This is a genomic window from Limibacter armeniacum (assembly GCF_036880985.1).
Lineage (GTDB): Bacteria > Bacteroidota > Bacteroidia > Cytophagales > Flammeovirgaceae > Limibacter > Limibacter armeniacum.
The window spans coordinates 118,174-135,860 of record NZ_JBAJNO010000004.1; the positions used below are offsets into that span (position 1 = coordinate 118,174).

Below are 17,687 nucleotides of genomic sequence, written 5' to 3' on the forward strand. Positions count from 1 at the left end.
AGTCATTATGACTGTAAAAAACACTTAATCAATATTTAGATGTTCAATGTACATTTTTTCCCAATCACATTAAAGTTTAATTCAAAATAAAATTTATTATATACCTGTTTATCAGAATGATATGATTTTATGATGTAATAGAAGTGTAGTTCTTTTTCATGCAAAAGAAACAGAAGTGTAGTCGAAACTTTGTCGGGTGGTTCGACTAAGTGTAATCTTTACAACGAATTTTTTATGCACTTAAAAATTTGGATGTATGAAGCATATAATTACCAAAAGCACTTTGATGAAATACACTTTCATCATCTGCCTAGCTGGCTTGTTCAGTGTAGTTGCTCCTTCCTTACTGTATGCGCAAGCATCAATAACAGGGACGGTGAATGATACTGATACGGGAGAGCCGTTGATCGGTGTAAATGTCTTGGTGAAAGGCACTTCAACCGGTACCATTACAGATATGGATGGTAGGTACAAGTTATTGGATGTTCCTGAAGGAGGAACATTGGTTTTCTCTTACATAGGCTACAAGAAGAAAGAATTGATGGTTGGTAACCAAAAGGTTATTAACGTAAAACTGGAAGCAGACCTTGAGCAACTGACGGAAGTCGTGGTTGTAGGTTATGGTGTACAGGAAAAGAAAGACATTACTGGGGCTGTGGGCTTAGTCGATGGTGAAGCCATGGACGACCGTGTGAAAGCTAATATGGGTTCCCTGCTTCAAGGGCAGGCAGCTGGTGTTCAGGTGGTGTCTACATCAGGTAAGCCTTCAGCTGGTTTGAGTGTTCGAATCCGTGGTACAAACTCATTATCTGCAAGCAGTGAGCCATTATATGTAGTGGATGGTGTTCCGGTTTCGGATACACGTTCTATTAACCCTTCTGATATTGAAAGCATCTCGATCCTGAAAGATGCATCTTCGGCAGCGATCTATGGTACACAAGGTGCCAACGGTGTCGTGCTGATCACTACTAAAAGAGGACAGACTGGTAAACCACAGTTTAAGTTCAATGCATATACAGGTTTCTCATCTCCTTGGAAAAAACTGAAAGTATTGAATGCTGAACAATACCGTGACCTGATGGAGGAAATGGGCAAGTCTACGGATTGGTCAAAATATCAAGCTAACACAGACTGGCAAGATGAGGTATTCCAAAACGGAACATCGCAGAATTACCAGTTGTCAGTAGCAGGTAAAAGTGAAGGTACTACTTATTATATCTCAGGTGGCTATACACAACAGGTTGGTTCAATCAGAAGCTCAGAGATGGAGCGCCTTAACTTCAAGTTGAACTTGGATCAGGAAATTAATAACTGGATAAAGGTAGGAACAAGCTTGAGCTATACGGATTATTCAGATGTTGATGTAAGCGATAACCAAGCTGTGAATCAAGGTGGTGTAATTCTAGGTATGCTTACTACACCTCCGAATATTGGGATTTACAACGAAAATGGCTCATTTACCAGCAATCCATTCCAGAACTGGGAAAACCCTATCTCAGCGACAGATGGTTCTGACAGAGGCTACAAAAACCGTAACCTGATTGGTAATGTGTATGCTGAGTTATCATTACTTCAAGACCTGAAGTTTAAGTCAAATATGGGCGTTGATTTGAGCTCATCAATGTATGATTACTTCCTTGATCCATATACTACTAGTTATGGACGTGCCATGAAGGGTATTTCACGAAACAATACTAACTTCAACACTTACTCGATTTTTGACAATACACTAACTTACTCAAAGAGTATCGGTGACCATAAGGTAACGGCATTGGTTGGTTCTATTTATCAGAAGTACAGATGGGAAAACAACTCAATTGAGCGTAGAAACTTCTCAAGTGACAATATCACAACTCCTGGTGCTGGTTCTGAAATCATTACTGCAACAGCTGGTAAAAGTGAAAAGTCGAATGCTTCCTTTATTGGTCGTTTGAACTATGATTACAATGATAAGTACCTGATGACTGTCAACTTCAGAGCGGATGGTTCAAGTGCATTTGGTCCTGGTAAAAGATGGGGATACTTCCCTTCGTTATCCGTAGGTTGGAGATTGTCTGAAGAAAACTTTCTGAAAAACAATGACCTTGTTTCTGACTTGAAGCTAAGAGCTGGTTGGGGTATTGTAGGTAAGGACATCGACCCGTATGCATATTTGGGTAAAATCGGTGGAGGAGCTAACTACCCAATCGGAGGACAGGCTATGCCTGGTAACTACCCTTCTTCTATCGAAAACCGCAACCTGAAGTGGGAAGAGACAGAGCAAACCAACATTGGTGTTGACTTGGCAATCTTCGAAGGAAGAGTGAATATCACTGCTGATGCTTATTACAAAAAGACATCTGACCTTCTACTGAATGCGCCAATCCCGACTTCTACAGGTTTCTCATCTGCCATTCAAAATGTTGGTGGCTTGACCAACAAAGGTCTTGAATTCCAAGTATCTTCTATCAATATGGATAATGAAATCCGTTGGGAAACAAGCTTCAATATCTCCTTTAACAGAAACGTAGTGGACTATACACAAGGAGGAGAGTTCTTTAAAGCAGAAGTACCAAGCAGGGGATATGTAACCTTGACTCGTGAAGGGTTACCAATTGATGTATTCTATGGTTATGTAGCAGGTGGTGTGGATCCAGAAACTGGTATGGTCTACTATATCAACAAAGATGGTGAAAGCACATTTACGCCAGATGCTGATGACCGTCAAATTATCGGAAACCCGAACCCTGACTTTATTTACAGCATGACCAACAACCTTTCATACAAAGGAATTAGTCTGTCAATTATGCTGCAAGGCTCGCAAGGTAATGACATCTTCAATGCTACACGTATTGAGACAGAAGGAATGACTGATGCGAAAAACCAGACACATGGTGTTGTTAACCGTTGGAGACAACCGGGAGATGTAACAGATGTACCTAAAGCTGTTTGGGGAAGTACTGACAACTCAAGAATCTCTACTCGCTTTGTGGAAGATGGTTCATACCTGAGAGTTAAGGCTATTACACTTGGCTATGACTTGCCAGCTACAGTGGCTAGCCAGCTTCACCTATCTGGTTTGAGATTCTATGCAACTGGTGAAAACCTATTCACTTGGACGAATTACTCGGGTTATGACCCAGAAGTAAATGGTATTGCTTCAGGTGTAGACTTTGGTACTTATCCTCAGTCTCGTAACCTCATCTTAGGTGTTAATGTGTCATTCTAATAGAAACCACTCATTATGAATATCAAGAATTTTATATACGGTGTCTCAATACTGGCATGTGCAGGATTGAGCTCATGTGAAGAACAATTGGACCTGATGCCAATCTCACAAGAGACACAGGACAATGCTTATACAAGAGGGTCACAAGTGGAAGCTGCCCTTGTAGGGGTATATGAGTCTTTTCAGTCTTCAGACTATTATACATGGGACAATGTATTGCTTCAGGATGTGCGTTCAGATAACTACTATGCAGGAGGTGATAATGCGGAGATTTTTGCCTTTGATTATCTGAATATTACACCAACCAACTCACGTATCCAAAATATGTGGGGTAACATATACAATGCTATAGCGAAAGCAAATGTAGTGTTGGAGAGAGCTCCACAGGTAGAAGACCCGCTTTTCTCAGGTGAACGTAAAGCACAAGTGATAGGCGAGGCTTACTTCTTGAGAGCTTACCATTACTACAATTTGGTGAAGATGTTTGGCGGTGTACCACTGATGCTGGAGACAGTTAAGTCTGTTGAGCCAGAAGATATCCATGTGGCTAGAAGCACAGAAGCAGAGGTATATGCACAAATCATTAAAGATTTGGAAGAAGCACTTACCAGACTGCCTGATACATATGGTGCCGATGCTTCAGTGAATAAGGCAAGAGCAACTAAAGGAGCTGCCAATGCCTTGTTATGCAAAGTTTATGCACAGAAGTCATCTCCAGACTATGACAAAGTAAAGCAGTATGCAGATGCAGTCATCAACAGCAGCGCAGGTTACCAACTGCTTGGCAACTATGCAGACTTGTTTGATGGAAACCATTATAACAATGCAGAGTCTATTATGGAAGTGCAGTTTTTGGGAAGCAATGAGGGTAACTGGGCTCCTCAGATGCACCTGCCACCATCTGTCTCTGGCGATACTTGGCGTAAGTTTACAACGCCTTCTCATGACCTGATCAATGCATATGATGCATTGGGAGACGATGTAAGGAAAGATGCAACAGTACTTTTTGAATCTGCTCCATGGGTGGATGAATTCTGGAACAACGAGATCAATTCAGAGATTCCTTTTGCTTACAAATGGAAAAATGCAAGTGGTTGGGCAAGTGCTGACCGTCAGTATATTTTCAGATTGGGAGATATTATCCTGATGAAGGCGGAAGCACTGAATGAGTTAGGGAATCCTGCTGGGGCTGCTGATTTGGTAGACCAAATTCGTGACCGTGTTGGTTTGGCGCTGGTAGATGCCGCTGATCGTAATGATCAGGCAGCTATGAAAAAAGTTATCCTGAATGAGAGAAGATTGGAGTTAGCACAGGAAGCCCAGCGTTGGGATGACCTTATTCGAAACGGAGTAGTGTTGGATGTGATGAACAATCTGAATGAGGTTGATTTGAGAACAGGAGAGAAGGTGAACTACAATGCAACAGAAGATGATCTATTGTTGCCGATTCCTCAACAGGAACTGGATAGAAACCCAGCTTTAGTGCAAAACTAACAGACAAACATAATGAACAGAATCAAATCATATATAGCAGTAGCAGCATTGGCGAGTATGGTGGCTTGTTCTTCTGAGAAGTCATGGGAAGTTGCGCCACCACCTTCTGAAGATAAAGGTGAGGTGGTAGGAAATGCTTCTGTTTGGGTGACCAGTGGAAGTAAAGGCAGGCTTTTCCAAAAGCTGGATGACGTGGATATATACAGTGCTTCAACCTCTTCAGGAACATCTATAACAGTAGATTTCTCTGAAAAATACCAATCAATTGATGGGTATGGGGCTGCACTGACTGGTTCATCTGCTTATATGATCAAAAATGGACTCAGCACGGCTAAACGTGCTGAGTTACTTACCCAACTATTTGATCCCAATTCAGGTATTGGCATTAGCTATTTGCGATTGACCATAGGTGCCTCAGACTTTTCACTTTCAGACTTCACATACAATGACCTTTCGGCAGGACAGACAGACCCCGAAATGTCTCAGTTTTCAATAGCAAAGGACAAAGAAGAGGTTGTTCCTGTATTGAAAGAAATATTGGAGGTAAACCCTGATATCAAGATCATGGCAAGCCCTTGGAGTGCTCCTGCATGGATGAAGAGCAATAACAGCTTAGGTGGAGGCTCTTTGGAGTCTGAGTGGTATGGTGCCTATGCACTTTACCTTGCTAAATACATTGAGGCATATGCTAGTGAAGGCATTCATATCGATGCTATTACAGTTCAGAATGAGCCACTACATGAGACATCAGGGTATCCAACCATGAAGATGGAAGCTGAAGAGCAACTGGTGTTTATCAGGGATTACCTTGGTCCTCTTTTCGAAGAGCACTCTTTGACGACAAAAGTAATCCTGTATGATCACAATTTTGACAGGGCTGACTACCCAATCACTATTCTGGAAGACGCTGATGTGAGAAAGTACGTGGCAGGGTCTGCTTTCCATGCATATGCAGGAAGCGTTGGCAGCATGTCGCAAGTGCACTTTGCTCAGCCTGACATGGGACTGTACTTCACGGAAGTGTCTGGAGGTGAATGGGCGACTGATTTCGGCAGCAACCTACAATGGATGATGACCAACATCTTTATTGGAACAGGGAAAAACTGGTCCAAGAATGCACTCCTTTGGAACTTGGCTTTGAATGAAAACCACGGACCAACAAACGGAGGTTGTCAGGATTGTAGAGGAGTAGTCACAATCAAGTCAGATCAGTCAGTGGCCTACAATGAGGAGTATTACGCATTGGCACATATGAGCAAGTTTGTCCGTCCGGGAGCAGAGCGGGTGAAATCCACGCTGCAAGGAGGACAAGGCATTGAGCATATCGCTTTTATCAATGAAGATGGCAGTAAGGTACTGGTACTGTTTAACAGCAATGCGACTACTGTCAATGCAGATGTGCTGGTAGGCGAGAATCAGTTCAGTGTTGCTTTGGAAGGTGCATCAGCGGTTACACTGCTTTGGGAATAATTAATCACTGTAAACATAGAATTTCAGATGAAAAAGATAACAACCTTTTTGGCATATGCAGCCCTGTTGATTCTAGGGTTTTCATGCCAGGACAACGATACAATGGACCCTATTGGAGGTTGGACACTTAGTGCACCAACTTTGGATGCAACTTTGGCTGGAAGCACCATTACACTTTCAGAAGAGGCGCTTGATCCTATCACCGTAAAATGGAATGCAGCCCAGTCAACAGCTGGCTATCTGGTGACTTACAAAGTGTTGGTTTCCCCTGAGAATGATACTGAAACAATTTGGTTTGAGAAAGCATCAGATAATGCAGGCAAGGGTACCTCTATCAGTATTTCGCATGCCGAATTGGATGATGCTCTTTCAACAGCAGGACTGGAAGTGGGAACCACTACAAAAGTAGCCCTGACAGTTGTAGCAAACAGCATGGAAACCTTAACGACAGACTCTCAAGCATTCTCTGTAACGAGATTTGAGACAGAAGCAATGCCTTCATCACTGTACTTGTTTGAAGACGGAGAAATGGTCAAAGCATTGACAAAAGATGGTCGCTCATTCATCTCAGAAGGATACCTGTCATTGTCAGCAGGTAAATCATATACCCTGAATACAGCAGAAGACCAAAGTGGTAAGAACTACTCATTGTCTGAAGCAATTGGAACTACTGCATCTCCTGATGGCGACAAGGTAGAAGGGAGTATCAGCTTTGAAGAAGGTGGAACTGATGCATTTACTGTCGCAAAGGATCAGCTATATCAGATTAGCCTTGACTTTGATAATACAATTGTGTCATGGAAGTACTACAACATCAAGTTATTCCATTGGGAAAATTGGGATGGCAGAGATGAGTTACTGATGACCTATGAAACACCAAATACATTCACTCTGACTGCTACACTAAAAGCAGGTTATGAGATGAAGTTTAACTCTCCTTGGGACATACAGCTTGGAACAGAAACACCAGACGCACTTTCAGGAAACCTGATTAACGGTGGTGGCGAAAACTTCACCTGTATCACCGAAGATGGAGAATATACAGTGACCATCACTGTGTCAGAAGACTACAGTGTAGGGACTTACCAGTTTGTGAAGAATTAGTAGTTGGATAAATAAGAGTTGGGTGGCTGCCTTTTTGTGCAGTCGCCCTAACCCCCAAAAAATTGATGTCAGAAGAAATGAAAAGATATATATCAATTGGACTTTTAGCATTGACAACAGCCGCTTGTCAACCTGCTGAAGCCCCTCAAGAAGCAAAGAGCGAGGCAAAAAAGAATGTACCTGTAAACTCAAAAACAGTATCGGTTTATACAACGGCTAAAGATACCGACCTGAAGATTTCAAAAGGGGAGGAGCTTGTCTTCGGAGCTTACAAGCAACCTGTAGAGACGGAGCATTTTATTTACCTGGATACGGCACACCATTTTCAGAAGTTTGTCGGGATTGGTGGGGCAGTAACAGATGCATCAGCAGAGGTTTTTGCCACATTGTCTGAAGAAAAGCAGCAGGATTTCTTAAAGGCTTATTACGATCAGGAAAATGGTATTGGCTACTCCTTGATGCGTACCACGATTCATAGTGCAGACTTTGGACCTGGCAGCTATACTTACGTAGCAGATAATGATGATGAGCTTAAGACATTCAACATCGAGCATGATGAGAAGTACCGTATCCCACTGATCAAAAAGGCGATGGAGACAGCTGGGCAGATGTTGCCTCTTTATGCCAGCCCTTGGAGCCCTCCAGCTTGGATGAAAGACAACAACAATATGCTGAAAGGCGGTAAACTGCTTCCTGAGTTCAGACAGACTTGGGCAGACTACTATGTGAAGTTTATTCAGGCATATGAAGCCAAAGGATTACCAATCTGGGGATTGACAGTGCAGAATGAGCCAATGGCCGTTCAACGTTGGGAGTCATGTGTTTATACTGCTGAAGATGAGAGAGACTTTGTGAAAAATTACTTGGGCCCGACACTGCACAAAAATGGTATGGCGGACAAGAAACTGATTGTTTGGGATCATAACAGGGACCTGATTTACCAAAGAGCCAGTACGATTCTGAATGATAAAGAAGCTGCCAAATATGTATGGGGTGTTGGTTTCCACTGGTACGAGACTTGGACTGGAAGCGGAATGAATTTCGAAAACCTGAAGAATGTACATGAGGCATATCCTGACAAGAACTTGGTATTTACAGAGGGTTGTGTTGAGAAGTTCAAGTGGGATGAAATGGATAATTGGGCATTGGGTGAGCGATACGGTTATAGCATGATCAATGATTTCAATAACGGAACGGTAGCGTGGACAGACTGGAACATTCTGTTAAATGAAAATGGTGGACCAAACCATGTTCAGAACTTCTGCTTTGCTCCAATTCATGCTGATACACGTACTGGAGAGCTGCATTATACTAACTCCTATTACTACATCGGACATTTCTCAAAATTCGTTCGTCCAGGTGCTGAGCGTATTATGTCTTCGTCAAGCCGTGATAACCTGCTGACAACAGCCTTCAAAAATACAGATGGTAGCATTGCGATGGTCGTAATGAACAAGACTGACAAGGAAGTTACTTACAAGCTGGTGTATGGTGAGAAGGTGTTGGAAGCAAAAGCATTGCCTCACTCGATTTCAACACTGATGCTGGATCAGCCTCAGAATCTGTAATCAAAATCTTTTAACGAATAACCTTATTGGTTGTAATGACTAAAAATTTGGCTATGAATTCTATAAATAAAAAAACATTACTGGCGTTAGGCTTGGCTGCATCCATATGGGCAGGTTGTGATAAGCAGACAGTTTCGCATAATGGACCATCTGAAGTAGTGGTAACCACTCCTGACAAGACCAAACTTTTTGAAAAGCAGCAAACCTTGGAAGCAAGCCTTTCAGAGAACGAGGAGCAAGTTCAGCACATTACCATTGATACGTCAAAAGTATATCAGGAGATCGATGGATTTGGTTTTACGTTGACAGGTGGCAGTGCTTACCATATCAACAGGATGTCTCCTGAAGCAAGACAGCAGCTGTTGGAGGAACTGTTTGGAACCAAGGATGGGCAAGTAGGTTTCAGCTATTTGCGTATCAGTGTTGCAGCATCTGATCTTGATTTTGAAACTTATTCATATGATGATCTTCCAGAGGGAGTAGAGACTGACCCTGAGCTGAAGTACTTTACCTTGGCTAAGGCAAGAGAGGACCTGATTCCTGTTCTGAAGGACATTTTGAAAATATTTCCTGAGTTAAAAATCATGGGATCTCCTTGGTCGCCACCAACGTGGATGAAGACCAATGGTGATACTAGGGGTGGTGAGCTGAAGCCAGAGTTTTATGGTGCATATGCAGATTATCTGGTAAAGTACCTTGAGAAGATGGAAGAGGAAGGGATCCATATTGATGCCCTGACTATTCAGAATGAGCCGCTTCACCCAGGGAACAACCCAAGCTTGCTGATGCACCCTGAGGATCAGGCTGAGTTTATCAAGAACCATTTGGGACCAAAAATCAGAGAGGCTGCACTGTCTACCAAGCTGATTGCCTATGACCATAATGCTGATAGACCTGACTATCCGATTACAATCCTGAATGATGAAGAAGCCAACCAATATGTAGACGGTTCTGCATTCCATTTATATGGAGGAACCATTGATGCTTTGTCTGAAGTACACGAAGCACATCCGGATAAGAATATCTACTTCACGGAGCAGTGGATTGGCGCACCAGGTAACTTCAGTAAAGATATCCGTTGGCATACACGTGAGCTGATTATCGGTGGTACACGTAACTGGAGCCGTACAGTGCTTGAGTGGAATCTGGCAGCTGACTCAAAGTTAGAGCCATATACAGACAGGGGAGGATGTAACCAGTGTTTGGGTGCCATCACTATAGATGGTGATACAGTAACAAGAAACCCAGCTTACTATATTATTGCCCATGCTTCGAGATATGTTCGTCCGGGAGCTGTAAGAGTAGAAAGCAATATACCTGATCATTTACCAAATGTAGCCTTCAAAACTACTGACAACAAAGTAGTGCAAATTGTGCTGAATGATAGTGATGTAGATAAACAATTTGATGTGAATTACGGTGAAACCAAAAGACAGTTCAAGCTTGAAGCTGGAAGTGTTATGACAATTGTTTGGTAAAAACTGAACCGTTTTATTTTTTGTTAGCCAACACAAGACCTTCGTTTTTGCGAAGGTCTTTTTTTTGATAAAAAAAGCAGTTACCCATCTAATGCCAAATGAGTAACTGCCGCTTATCTAAAGGTCTGTTCGTATGCTTATATTAAGCGTAAACAGCTGTAAGGAAGTCTTTCATGGATTGAGTTTCTCTGCCCAATATCTTTTCAAAGTCATTAACCTGTTGGTCAAATTCACCGTCTGCAATACCCAGACTAAACATGGTCAACATACCAATAATGCCTTCAGGTAATCCGTATGAAGCCATGGTACTTTCAAAATCCTCTTTGGTTGGTGATACATAGTTAATCTGTTCACCAGTAACCTCTGAAATGATTTGAGCAATCTGTTCAAAAGTAACAGTTTGGCTACCGTTAAACTCATAGATTTTGTTTTCATGAGCTTTGGCATCCGCTAGGATATTGGCAGCAGCTTCAGCAAGGTCTCTTCTGGATACAAATGCAGTGCTTCCTTTACCGGTAGGAAGGTAAATGGTTTTGCTTTCCAGTAGCTTGGCTTTGTCACCAATAAACATTGGGATCACCTCCCCATAAAGGTTGTGTCTCAGAAGCGTGTAGTTAATGCCAGACTCCTTGATCAATTCTTCTGTTTGAGCGTGCAAGCCAACAACCAGATGTAGTGGAGCATCTTCACTTTCATTCTTTCTTACGGAGCTTGTATAGAGGATATGCTTGATGTCAGCTTTTTTGGCAGCATTGACAACATTCTTGTGTTGTTCAAATCTAGCAACCAAGTCATTTCCTGAAACAAAATAAAGTACCTCAATTCCTGTAAAAGCTTCATTGAGGCTCTCAGGTTGGTCATAGTCCCCTTCTCTTACCTCAATTCCTTTTTGACGAAACTGTACAGCTTTTTCACTGTTGCTGTCTCTTACCATTACAGCAATGTCTTCTGTAGGGAGTTTTTCACCCAAAAATGCTGTTACGGTACTTCCTAGTCCTCCTGTCGCTCCTGTAATTAATATTTTAGCCATTTTTGATGGATTTAATAGTTACTGAATTTATCTTTACTTACTTATTGTATGATTACTTACTTTTAGTAAGTCAAAGGTAGATTGATCCTGACTGTGAATCAAGAACTTACGTTGTTGGGAGTTACTTACTTGAAAGTAATTATTATTGACAATCAGCAGTTTATAGCAATGAAAGAAATGAAAAAATATAATGATGCTGATAGGTGTCCTATCCGTAATATCTTAGACAGGTTTGGAGACAAATGGTCAACGCTAATACTTTTGGTTTTAGACGAAGGTCAGACGCTTCGTTTCAATGAGATTTATAAATGCATTGAATCTATCTCCCAAAAAATGTTGACCGTGACGCTTAAAAATTTGGAAGCAGATGGCTTGATCAAAAGAACGGTCTACCCACAAGTGCCACCAAAGGTAGAGTATGAACTTACAGAAAGAGGGCGAAGTCTTCTGCCGATCATCCATGAATTAGTAGAGTGGGCTAAAGGAAATATGGATAATATTATGAAAGATAGAGAGCTGAGTACAAGGGTATAAATAAAGGATCTTTTATGGTAAAATGGACATCTTGAAAGCTTAAGGAAACAGGCTAAATAAGGTGGGCGAGTATCTTTTGATTTATCCATTTAGAAAAGATATGCCTGACCGTTTATTCTCAAAATATATGCTGTTGATTTAGGGTCTTTTTAGGTGATTTATTTTGTATTATACATAGTTATAATTGAACAATGTAATTGCTTATATCTTTCCTTTACAAAATATTCTATTTACCTTGCATTAACATTTTTTCACCTATGCAATGTATCTATTGAAATAATTGTAATCAATCTGGACCATGTTTGCACAGTCGAAAGAACTGTCAGAGCAGCTCTGTCAAGCTTTGGCAAAAGGTGATATCAAGGCTTTTGACTGGATCTATCAGTCTTATGCTCCTAGGTTAGCGGCTTTTCTGAAATCCTTTGCTCCTGATCCTTCTGCAATGGAGGACATTCTTCAGGACACTTTTATGAAGGTTTGGACTAACCGTGAACAGTTGGGGTCTGTCCGCTCTGTAGATGCATACCTTTTCACAATCGCTCGTAATACCGCACTTACCCACCTAGACCGTATAGGTAAACAAGCCCGTTATGCGCAAGAAGCAAGTGTATTCAAAGACTCCGTAACTACCCGAACAGATCGGGAAGTGGAAGACAAAAGTACTTGGGAATTGATACAAGGGATCATTGATTCTATGCCTGACAAAAGAAAGGAAGTGTTTCTGATGAACCGAATCCAAGGAAAATCTTATGCAGAAATAGCAGAAGAGTTAGAAATTTCTGTCAAAACTGTAGAGAAGCATATTTCATTGGCTATGAGTTTTTTAAAGGATAAGACAGGAGGCAAATTGGACATGTTTAGCATCATGCTATTCCTTTTTATTAAATTTTTTTAAAAACGGGGTAGGGTAAAACCGCTTAGGTTGAGTCTACCTAGTAGAATCGCTCGAAAAACAGGCAGAAAATAGAAGATGGATCAACAACTCTTTCAGAAATATTGGCAAGGCGAATGTACTCAGCATGAAAAAGAAGAAGTAGAGCGTTGGATTCAAGAGCACCGAAGTCTGGATGCTTTGAACAGGAATATATATGCAGCTTGGGAAGCAAGTAATAGTTGGGAGATTCCTGATGGTGTTGACCTCTTGAGAGTGCAAAAGAAGTTACATGAAAGCCTAAAAGCTGATGCCATGGTATCTGAAGAAGGACATTTTTCAGCTAAGAAAAAGCCTAGGCGATTTGTGCCGCTTCAACTGCCTGTAGCAGCTTCTTGGCTAATAGGGTTGTTGCTCGGTCTTCTGACTTATTGGGGAGCGGATCATTGGGAAGGTTTTCCTAAAGAGAAATGGATTGCTGAGTACATGCCTTCTGAGATGCAAACGGAACATGTATTACCCGATGGAACCAAGTTTTGGTTGAATGCGAATTCTACTTTGGAGTATCCCGAAAGTTACTCGTCTGAAAAACGGTTGGTACACTTAAATGGAGAAGCTTATTTTCAAGTACAAAAAGATCCGACTCATCCTTTCCGTATTGAGATGGAAGGTATGGAAATCGAAGTGCTGGGCACTGAATTCAATGTGCGTGCATATAACACAGAGAATTTAGCGCAAGTGGACCTTTTGGAAGGTAAAGTCAGGCTAAAGACAAGAGGGAAAATCATCCAGATGAAACCAGGTCAGTCGCTGCTTTACAACAAGACGAATGAGCGTTTTGAGGCGAAAAGGTTGGAGGAGGATATTTTAGGTGTTTGGAGGAATGGCGAGATCGCTTTCCGACGGATGAACCTTGAGGCGATTGCTATGCGACTATCCAAGTACTATGGGTATGAGTTCACTTTCTCAGATTCATTTCTAAAGAAAGGGCTTTACACGGCTCGTTTTCAGGATAAAAAATTAGCTGAAATACTTTTGACCCTTAGCCAGACAGGTGGTTTTGAGTTTAAGATTGATGATGAAAAGCAAAAGGTTTTACTGAAACCTTCAAGTAAGCACTAGTAATTTACCTGTTCGTTAGCTGCTTTTTAGAAATCATTTACGCTCCAAGCTAAGCAAGAATCAACCAGCTATGTCTATTGAATGTAGGCGTATTTAATATGAATTTGTTGGGACAACTGCGTCCTGATGACCAATTCAAATACTATTTCTTATTGTTTGTTTTTGAACAGGTGCAATCATTTTTGAGCCCTGTTGACTGTACCTTATTGCTATGTATAGCAAACCCAAATTGTTACATTATTTATTCTATCTTACTTTTTATTTATGAAACAGTTATGTGATACCTGTAGCTTTCCTATCATAAGCACGATGGGGAGAAAGGTGATTTTTATTCTACTGGGTCTGTTTCTACTGAATGGTATGGGAGGAAACTCTGTCCATGCCGCAACAGACCCCAAGCCCACTTTTTCTTTTGAGCTGAACAATGTTTCAGTAGAGGAAGTACTTCAATATCTCGAAAAGCATTCTTCTTATCGTTTTGTATTCAAGAATGGAAAGGCACTGAATGTGGAAATAGCACATGTTCAGGCTTCTGATTGGACGGTTGAGAATGTACTGAACTTTGTCTTGAAAGGAACAGGACTCTCTTACGAGGTGAAGGATGATAACCTGGTAGTTATTATGCCAGTTTCCCAAAAAACAAAGGAAAAAGTAACTGTACGAGGAGTTGTTTCAGATGATCAGGGACTTCCATTGCCTGGCGTAAATGTTTGGGTAATGGGTACCAATGTGGGCACAATTACCAATTTCAATGGGGAGTTTGCCCTGCAAGTTGAAAACAGTAATGATGTTGTGTTTCAGTTTACTTATATCGGATTTGAAGTAAAGCAACTAAACTGGAAAGGTGAAACTACCCTAAATGTTCAACTGAACAAGGATGCAACGGAGCTGGACGAGATTGTAGTGACAGGTTTTCAGGAGATTTCAGCTGAACGTGTCACTGGCTCATTCGTGAAAGTTGACAATGAGCAACTGGAAAAATTCTATGTGCAGGATATCACCTCTGCCATTGAAGGGCGTGTGGCAGGTTTGTCAACCTACAATGGGGATTTATCGATTCGTGGTGTCGGTACATTTTTGACTGGAAAAGGCACACAGCCTTTAGTTGTAATTGATGGTTTACCTGTTGAGGGAGATATGGATCCAGATAGTGATGACACTACTACCCCTCTTTCATACATTAACCCTAATGATATTGAAAGCATTACTGTATTGAAAGATGCTGCAGCGTTATCAATCTATGGCTCAAGAGCAGCTAACGGGGTAATTGTTGTGACTACTAAAAAAGCAGAAGATGGGCAGACACAGATTGACTTCAGTGCAGACTATACGATTACACCAAGACCTGATCTTGGGTATATGGACTATGCCTCAACCTCTGACATTATTGATTATGAAATTAACTATCTGGAAGGGCTTGAAGCATATCAGGCAGATCCGTTGGCATATTTTGAAGGGCTGAACAACAATGTATCTAGTTACTCTAAGGTCTATGACTACTTCTATCAGGTAGCAAAAGGTGAACTGACTAGGGGCGAGGCTATGTCACAGATTGACAAGCTGCGCAATAACGATTACCGTCAGCAATATATTGACAATGCATTGCAGACTCAATTGACACAACAGTATAACATGTCTTTCAGAAAAGGAGTAGGTAAAAACAACTTGAACTTTAGTGTTAACTGGAGAGACAATAAGCAGCAGGTAATCAATAACAAAAACCAAAGGCTGAACCTTTATTTCAAGAACCAAATGAAGGTGACGGATTGGTTTACATTTAGCTACGGCGCTAATGCGCTTTTCGACAAACAAAAGAATACCACTTCAGAATATGGGTATACCAGTAATATGCCCTACGAGCAAATTGTAGACAATGAAGGTAATAGAGCTTATCAGTACCTGATCAACAAGGAAAAAGCGCTTTGGCTGGATGAGCAGGAAGGTTTGTACAATATGGAGTTCAATATTCTGGATGAGTTGGAGCAAAACTTCAAAACAGATAATAAACAAAATTTGAGAGCCTTTATGGAGGCTAAGGTTCAGCCACTTAACTGGATGACTGTCAATACGAAGTTTCAGTATGAGAAGAATATAAGGGATGTGTCAACTTATACAGAAAAGGACTCTTACCAGATGCGCTATATGTATAATCAATATGCTCATATAGATGATAATGGTAATGTAGAGGCATATATTCCGGATAATGGCATCCTTCAAACTTATAAAAACGACCAGCAGCACTATACCTTCCGTACTCAGCTGGATATGGCTCATACTTTTGCCAACATGCATGCTGTAAGCGGATTATTGGGTTTTGAAGCAAGAGAAACTACAACACTGTATGAGAACCATATTCTCTATGGTTATGATGACCAAATCATGAGTTCATCAACACCGGATTGGGAGTCGCTTGGGGATGGTGTTCCAAGTTCATTATACAATGTGAATTATAGACTGTCAAACATCAATTCTGTTTTTGAATCGACAAACAGATATGTATCCTATTATGCCAATGCTGCTTACACTTATGATGACAGGATTAACTTGTCAGGAAGTTTCCGCGTTGACCAGACTAATTTCTTTGGTACAGATCCGAAGTACCGATATCGTCCATTATGGTCAGTAGGAGCTGCGTGGAATATATCCAATGAAGATTTTATGCAAAATATACCATGGGTAAACTCATTGAAACTGAGAACATCATATGGTATAAATGGTAATTCAGATACCAATACATATCCTATTTTGGTGGCCAGCATGAGGTATTCAAAAGATGATGGCTATGTAGCATCCATCTCCAATCCTCCAAACCCATTACTACGTTGGGAGAAAAACGAAACGACAAACGTTGCAGCAGACTTTGCTCTGTTTGATAGCCGTTTGACCGGTACGTTGGAGTTTTATAACCGATACAGCAGTGACTTGTTGGCAACCAAGATTCTAGATCCTTCAACAGGTTTTGCAAGTCAACGCGTCAATAATGGTGCTATGAGTAACAGAGGGGTTGAAATTACCTTGGGTTATGACTGGGTTCGTAACCGTGACTGGAGAGTAAACACGACTGTTATTGCAGCGCGTAACCGAAACAGGGTCGAGAGAGCAGATCTAGATATATCAAAGGCATCTGACTTGATACTTTATCCAGATAGCTACTATTATGAAGGTGTACCGTACAATGCTATCTATGCTTATCAGTATGCAGGTCTGTCAGAAGATGGTTTTCCTTCTGTGTATGATGAGGAAGGCAATATAGTTTCGAAAACAACAATCTCAGATCCTGAAGCATTGATTTATGCAGGTCAACTGACACCAAAATGGAATGGCTCTTTCCAACTGCAACTGGGTTATAAAGGATTCGATATCAGTACGATGATAGTCGTCTATACAGGCCATGTTATGAGAAATGATGTGCTGAATTTATACTCATATGGTTTGTCATCTGGTAATGTTCACGAAGATATCGTGAACAGTTGGACTCCAGAGAATACAGATACAGATATTCCTGTAATTGGGGATGCAAGTATCAGTGAGGAAGTAAGAAGACAATGGAAATATGCTGATGCGCATATCTTGGATGCTTCTTTTGCAAAAGTGCGTAACATAGCCTTGAGCTATCAGTTGCCGCAACACTTGGCTGAAAAGATCAAAGCACGTGGTGTTCGTCTCAGAGCGCAAGTCAACAACCCTTTGTCTTGGGTAGCAAACGATGAAGGGATTGACCCAGAATCATTTGATGCACAAAGAGGGGTACGTTCACTTCCTCAGATGCCTACTTACTCATTTGGTCTAAACTTGAACTTCTAAAGAT

At 41.2% G+C, this 17,687-nt stretch carries 11 protein-coding genes; 10 read left to right on the top strand and 1 reads right to left on the bottom strand.

Features of this window, described 5'->3' with window-relative positions:
* The first annotated feature begins 256 nt into the window (after window positions 1-256).
* From V6R21_RS04225 to V6R21_RS04250, 6 genes are all read left to right on the top strand, one after another.
* Window positions 257-3,208, top strand: a complete 2,952-nt coding sequence (locus V6R21_RS04225; protein ID WP_334241185.1) for a SusC/RagA family TonB-linked outer membrane protein — start codon at window positions 257-259, stop codon at window positions 3,206-3,208.
* Between the two features lie 15 nt (window positions 3,209-3,223).
* Window positions 3,224-4,702 carry a RagB/SusD family nutrient uptake outer membrane protein gene (locus tag V6R21_RS04230; protein ID WP_334241186.1) on the top strand — a complete coding sequence of 493 codons (1,479 nt, stop codon included), beginning with the start codon at window positions 3,224-3,226 and terminating at the stop codon, window positions 4,700-4,702.
* A 12-nt stretch (window positions 4,703-4,714) separates the two neighbouring features.
* Window positions 4,715-6,172 (top strand): glycoside hydrolase family 30 protein, encoded by a 1,458-nt coding sequence (locus tag V6R21_RS04235; protein ID WP_334241188.1) that lies wholly within the window; start codon window positions 4,715-4,717, stop codon window positions 6,170-6,172.
* A 27-nt stretch (window positions 6,173-6,199) separates the two neighbouring features.
* Complete coding sequence (locus V6R21_RS04240) at window positions 6,200-7,276, top strand: SusE domain-containing protein (RefSeq protein WP_334241190.1); 1,077 nt, start codon at window positions 6,200-6,202, stop codon at window positions 7,274-7,276.
* 77 nt (window positions 7,277-7,353) lie between these two features.
* The gene (locus V6R21_RS04245; RefSeq protein WP_334241192.1) at window positions 7,354-8,844 is read left to right on the top strand and encodes a glycoside hydrolase family 30 protein; all 1,491 of its coding nucleotides are present in this window, start codon (window positions 7,354-7,356) and stop codon (window positions 8,842-8,844) included.
* A 53-nt stretch (window positions 8,845-8,897) separates the two neighbouring features.
* Window positions 8,898-10,322, top strand: a complete 1,425-nt coding sequence (locus tag V6R21_RS04250; RefSeq protein ID WP_334241194.1) for a glycoside hydrolase family 30 protein — start codon at window positions 8,898-8,900, stop codon at window positions 10,320-10,322.
* A 142-nt stretch (window positions 10,323-10,464) separates the two neighbouring features.
* On the opposite strand, the gene V6R21_RS04255 is transcribed toward V6R21_RS04250, so the two are convergent.
* Complete coding sequence (locus V6R21_RS04255; RefSeq protein WP_334241196.1) at window positions 10,465-11,352, bottom strand: SDR family oxidoreductase; 888 nt, start codon at window positions 11,350-11,352, stop codon at window positions 10,465-10,467.
* A gap of 93 nt (window positions 11,353-11,445) precedes the next feature.
* Here V6R21_RS04255 and V6R21_RS04260 point away from each other — a divergent pair, with 93 nt between their 5' ends.
* From V6R21_RS04260 to V6R21_RS04275, 4 genes are all read left to right on the top strand, one after another.
* A complete protein-coding gene (locus V6R21_RS04260) occupies window positions 11,446-11,886 on the top strand; it encodes a winged helix-turn-helix transcriptional regulator (RefSeq protein ID WP_334241198.1) in 441 nt (146 codons plus the stop codon).
* A gap of 298 nt (window positions 11,887-12,184) precedes the next feature.
* Complete coding sequence (locus V6R21_RS04265) at window positions 12,185-12,781, top strand: RNA polymerase sigma-70 factor (protein ID WP_334241200.1); 597 nt, start codon at window positions 12,185-12,187, stop codon at window positions 12,779-12,781.
* Window positions 12,782-12,856: 75 nt separating this feature from the next.
* Window positions 12,857-13,879 carry a FecR family protein gene (locus V6R21_RS04270; RefSeq protein ID WP_334241202.1) on the top strand — a complete coding sequence of 341 codons (1,023 nt, stop codon included), beginning with the start codon at window positions 12,857-12,859 and terminating at the stop codon, window positions 13,877-13,879.
* A gap of 264 nt (window positions 13,880-14,143) precedes the next feature.
* Window positions 14,144-17,683, top strand: a complete 3,540-nt coding sequence (locus V6R21_RS04275) for a SusC/RagA family TonB-linked outer membrane protein (protein ID WP_334241204.1) — start codon at window positions 14,144-14,146, stop codon at window positions 17,681-17,683.
* The last annotated feature ends 4 nt before the right edge of the window (window positions 17,684-17,687 follow it).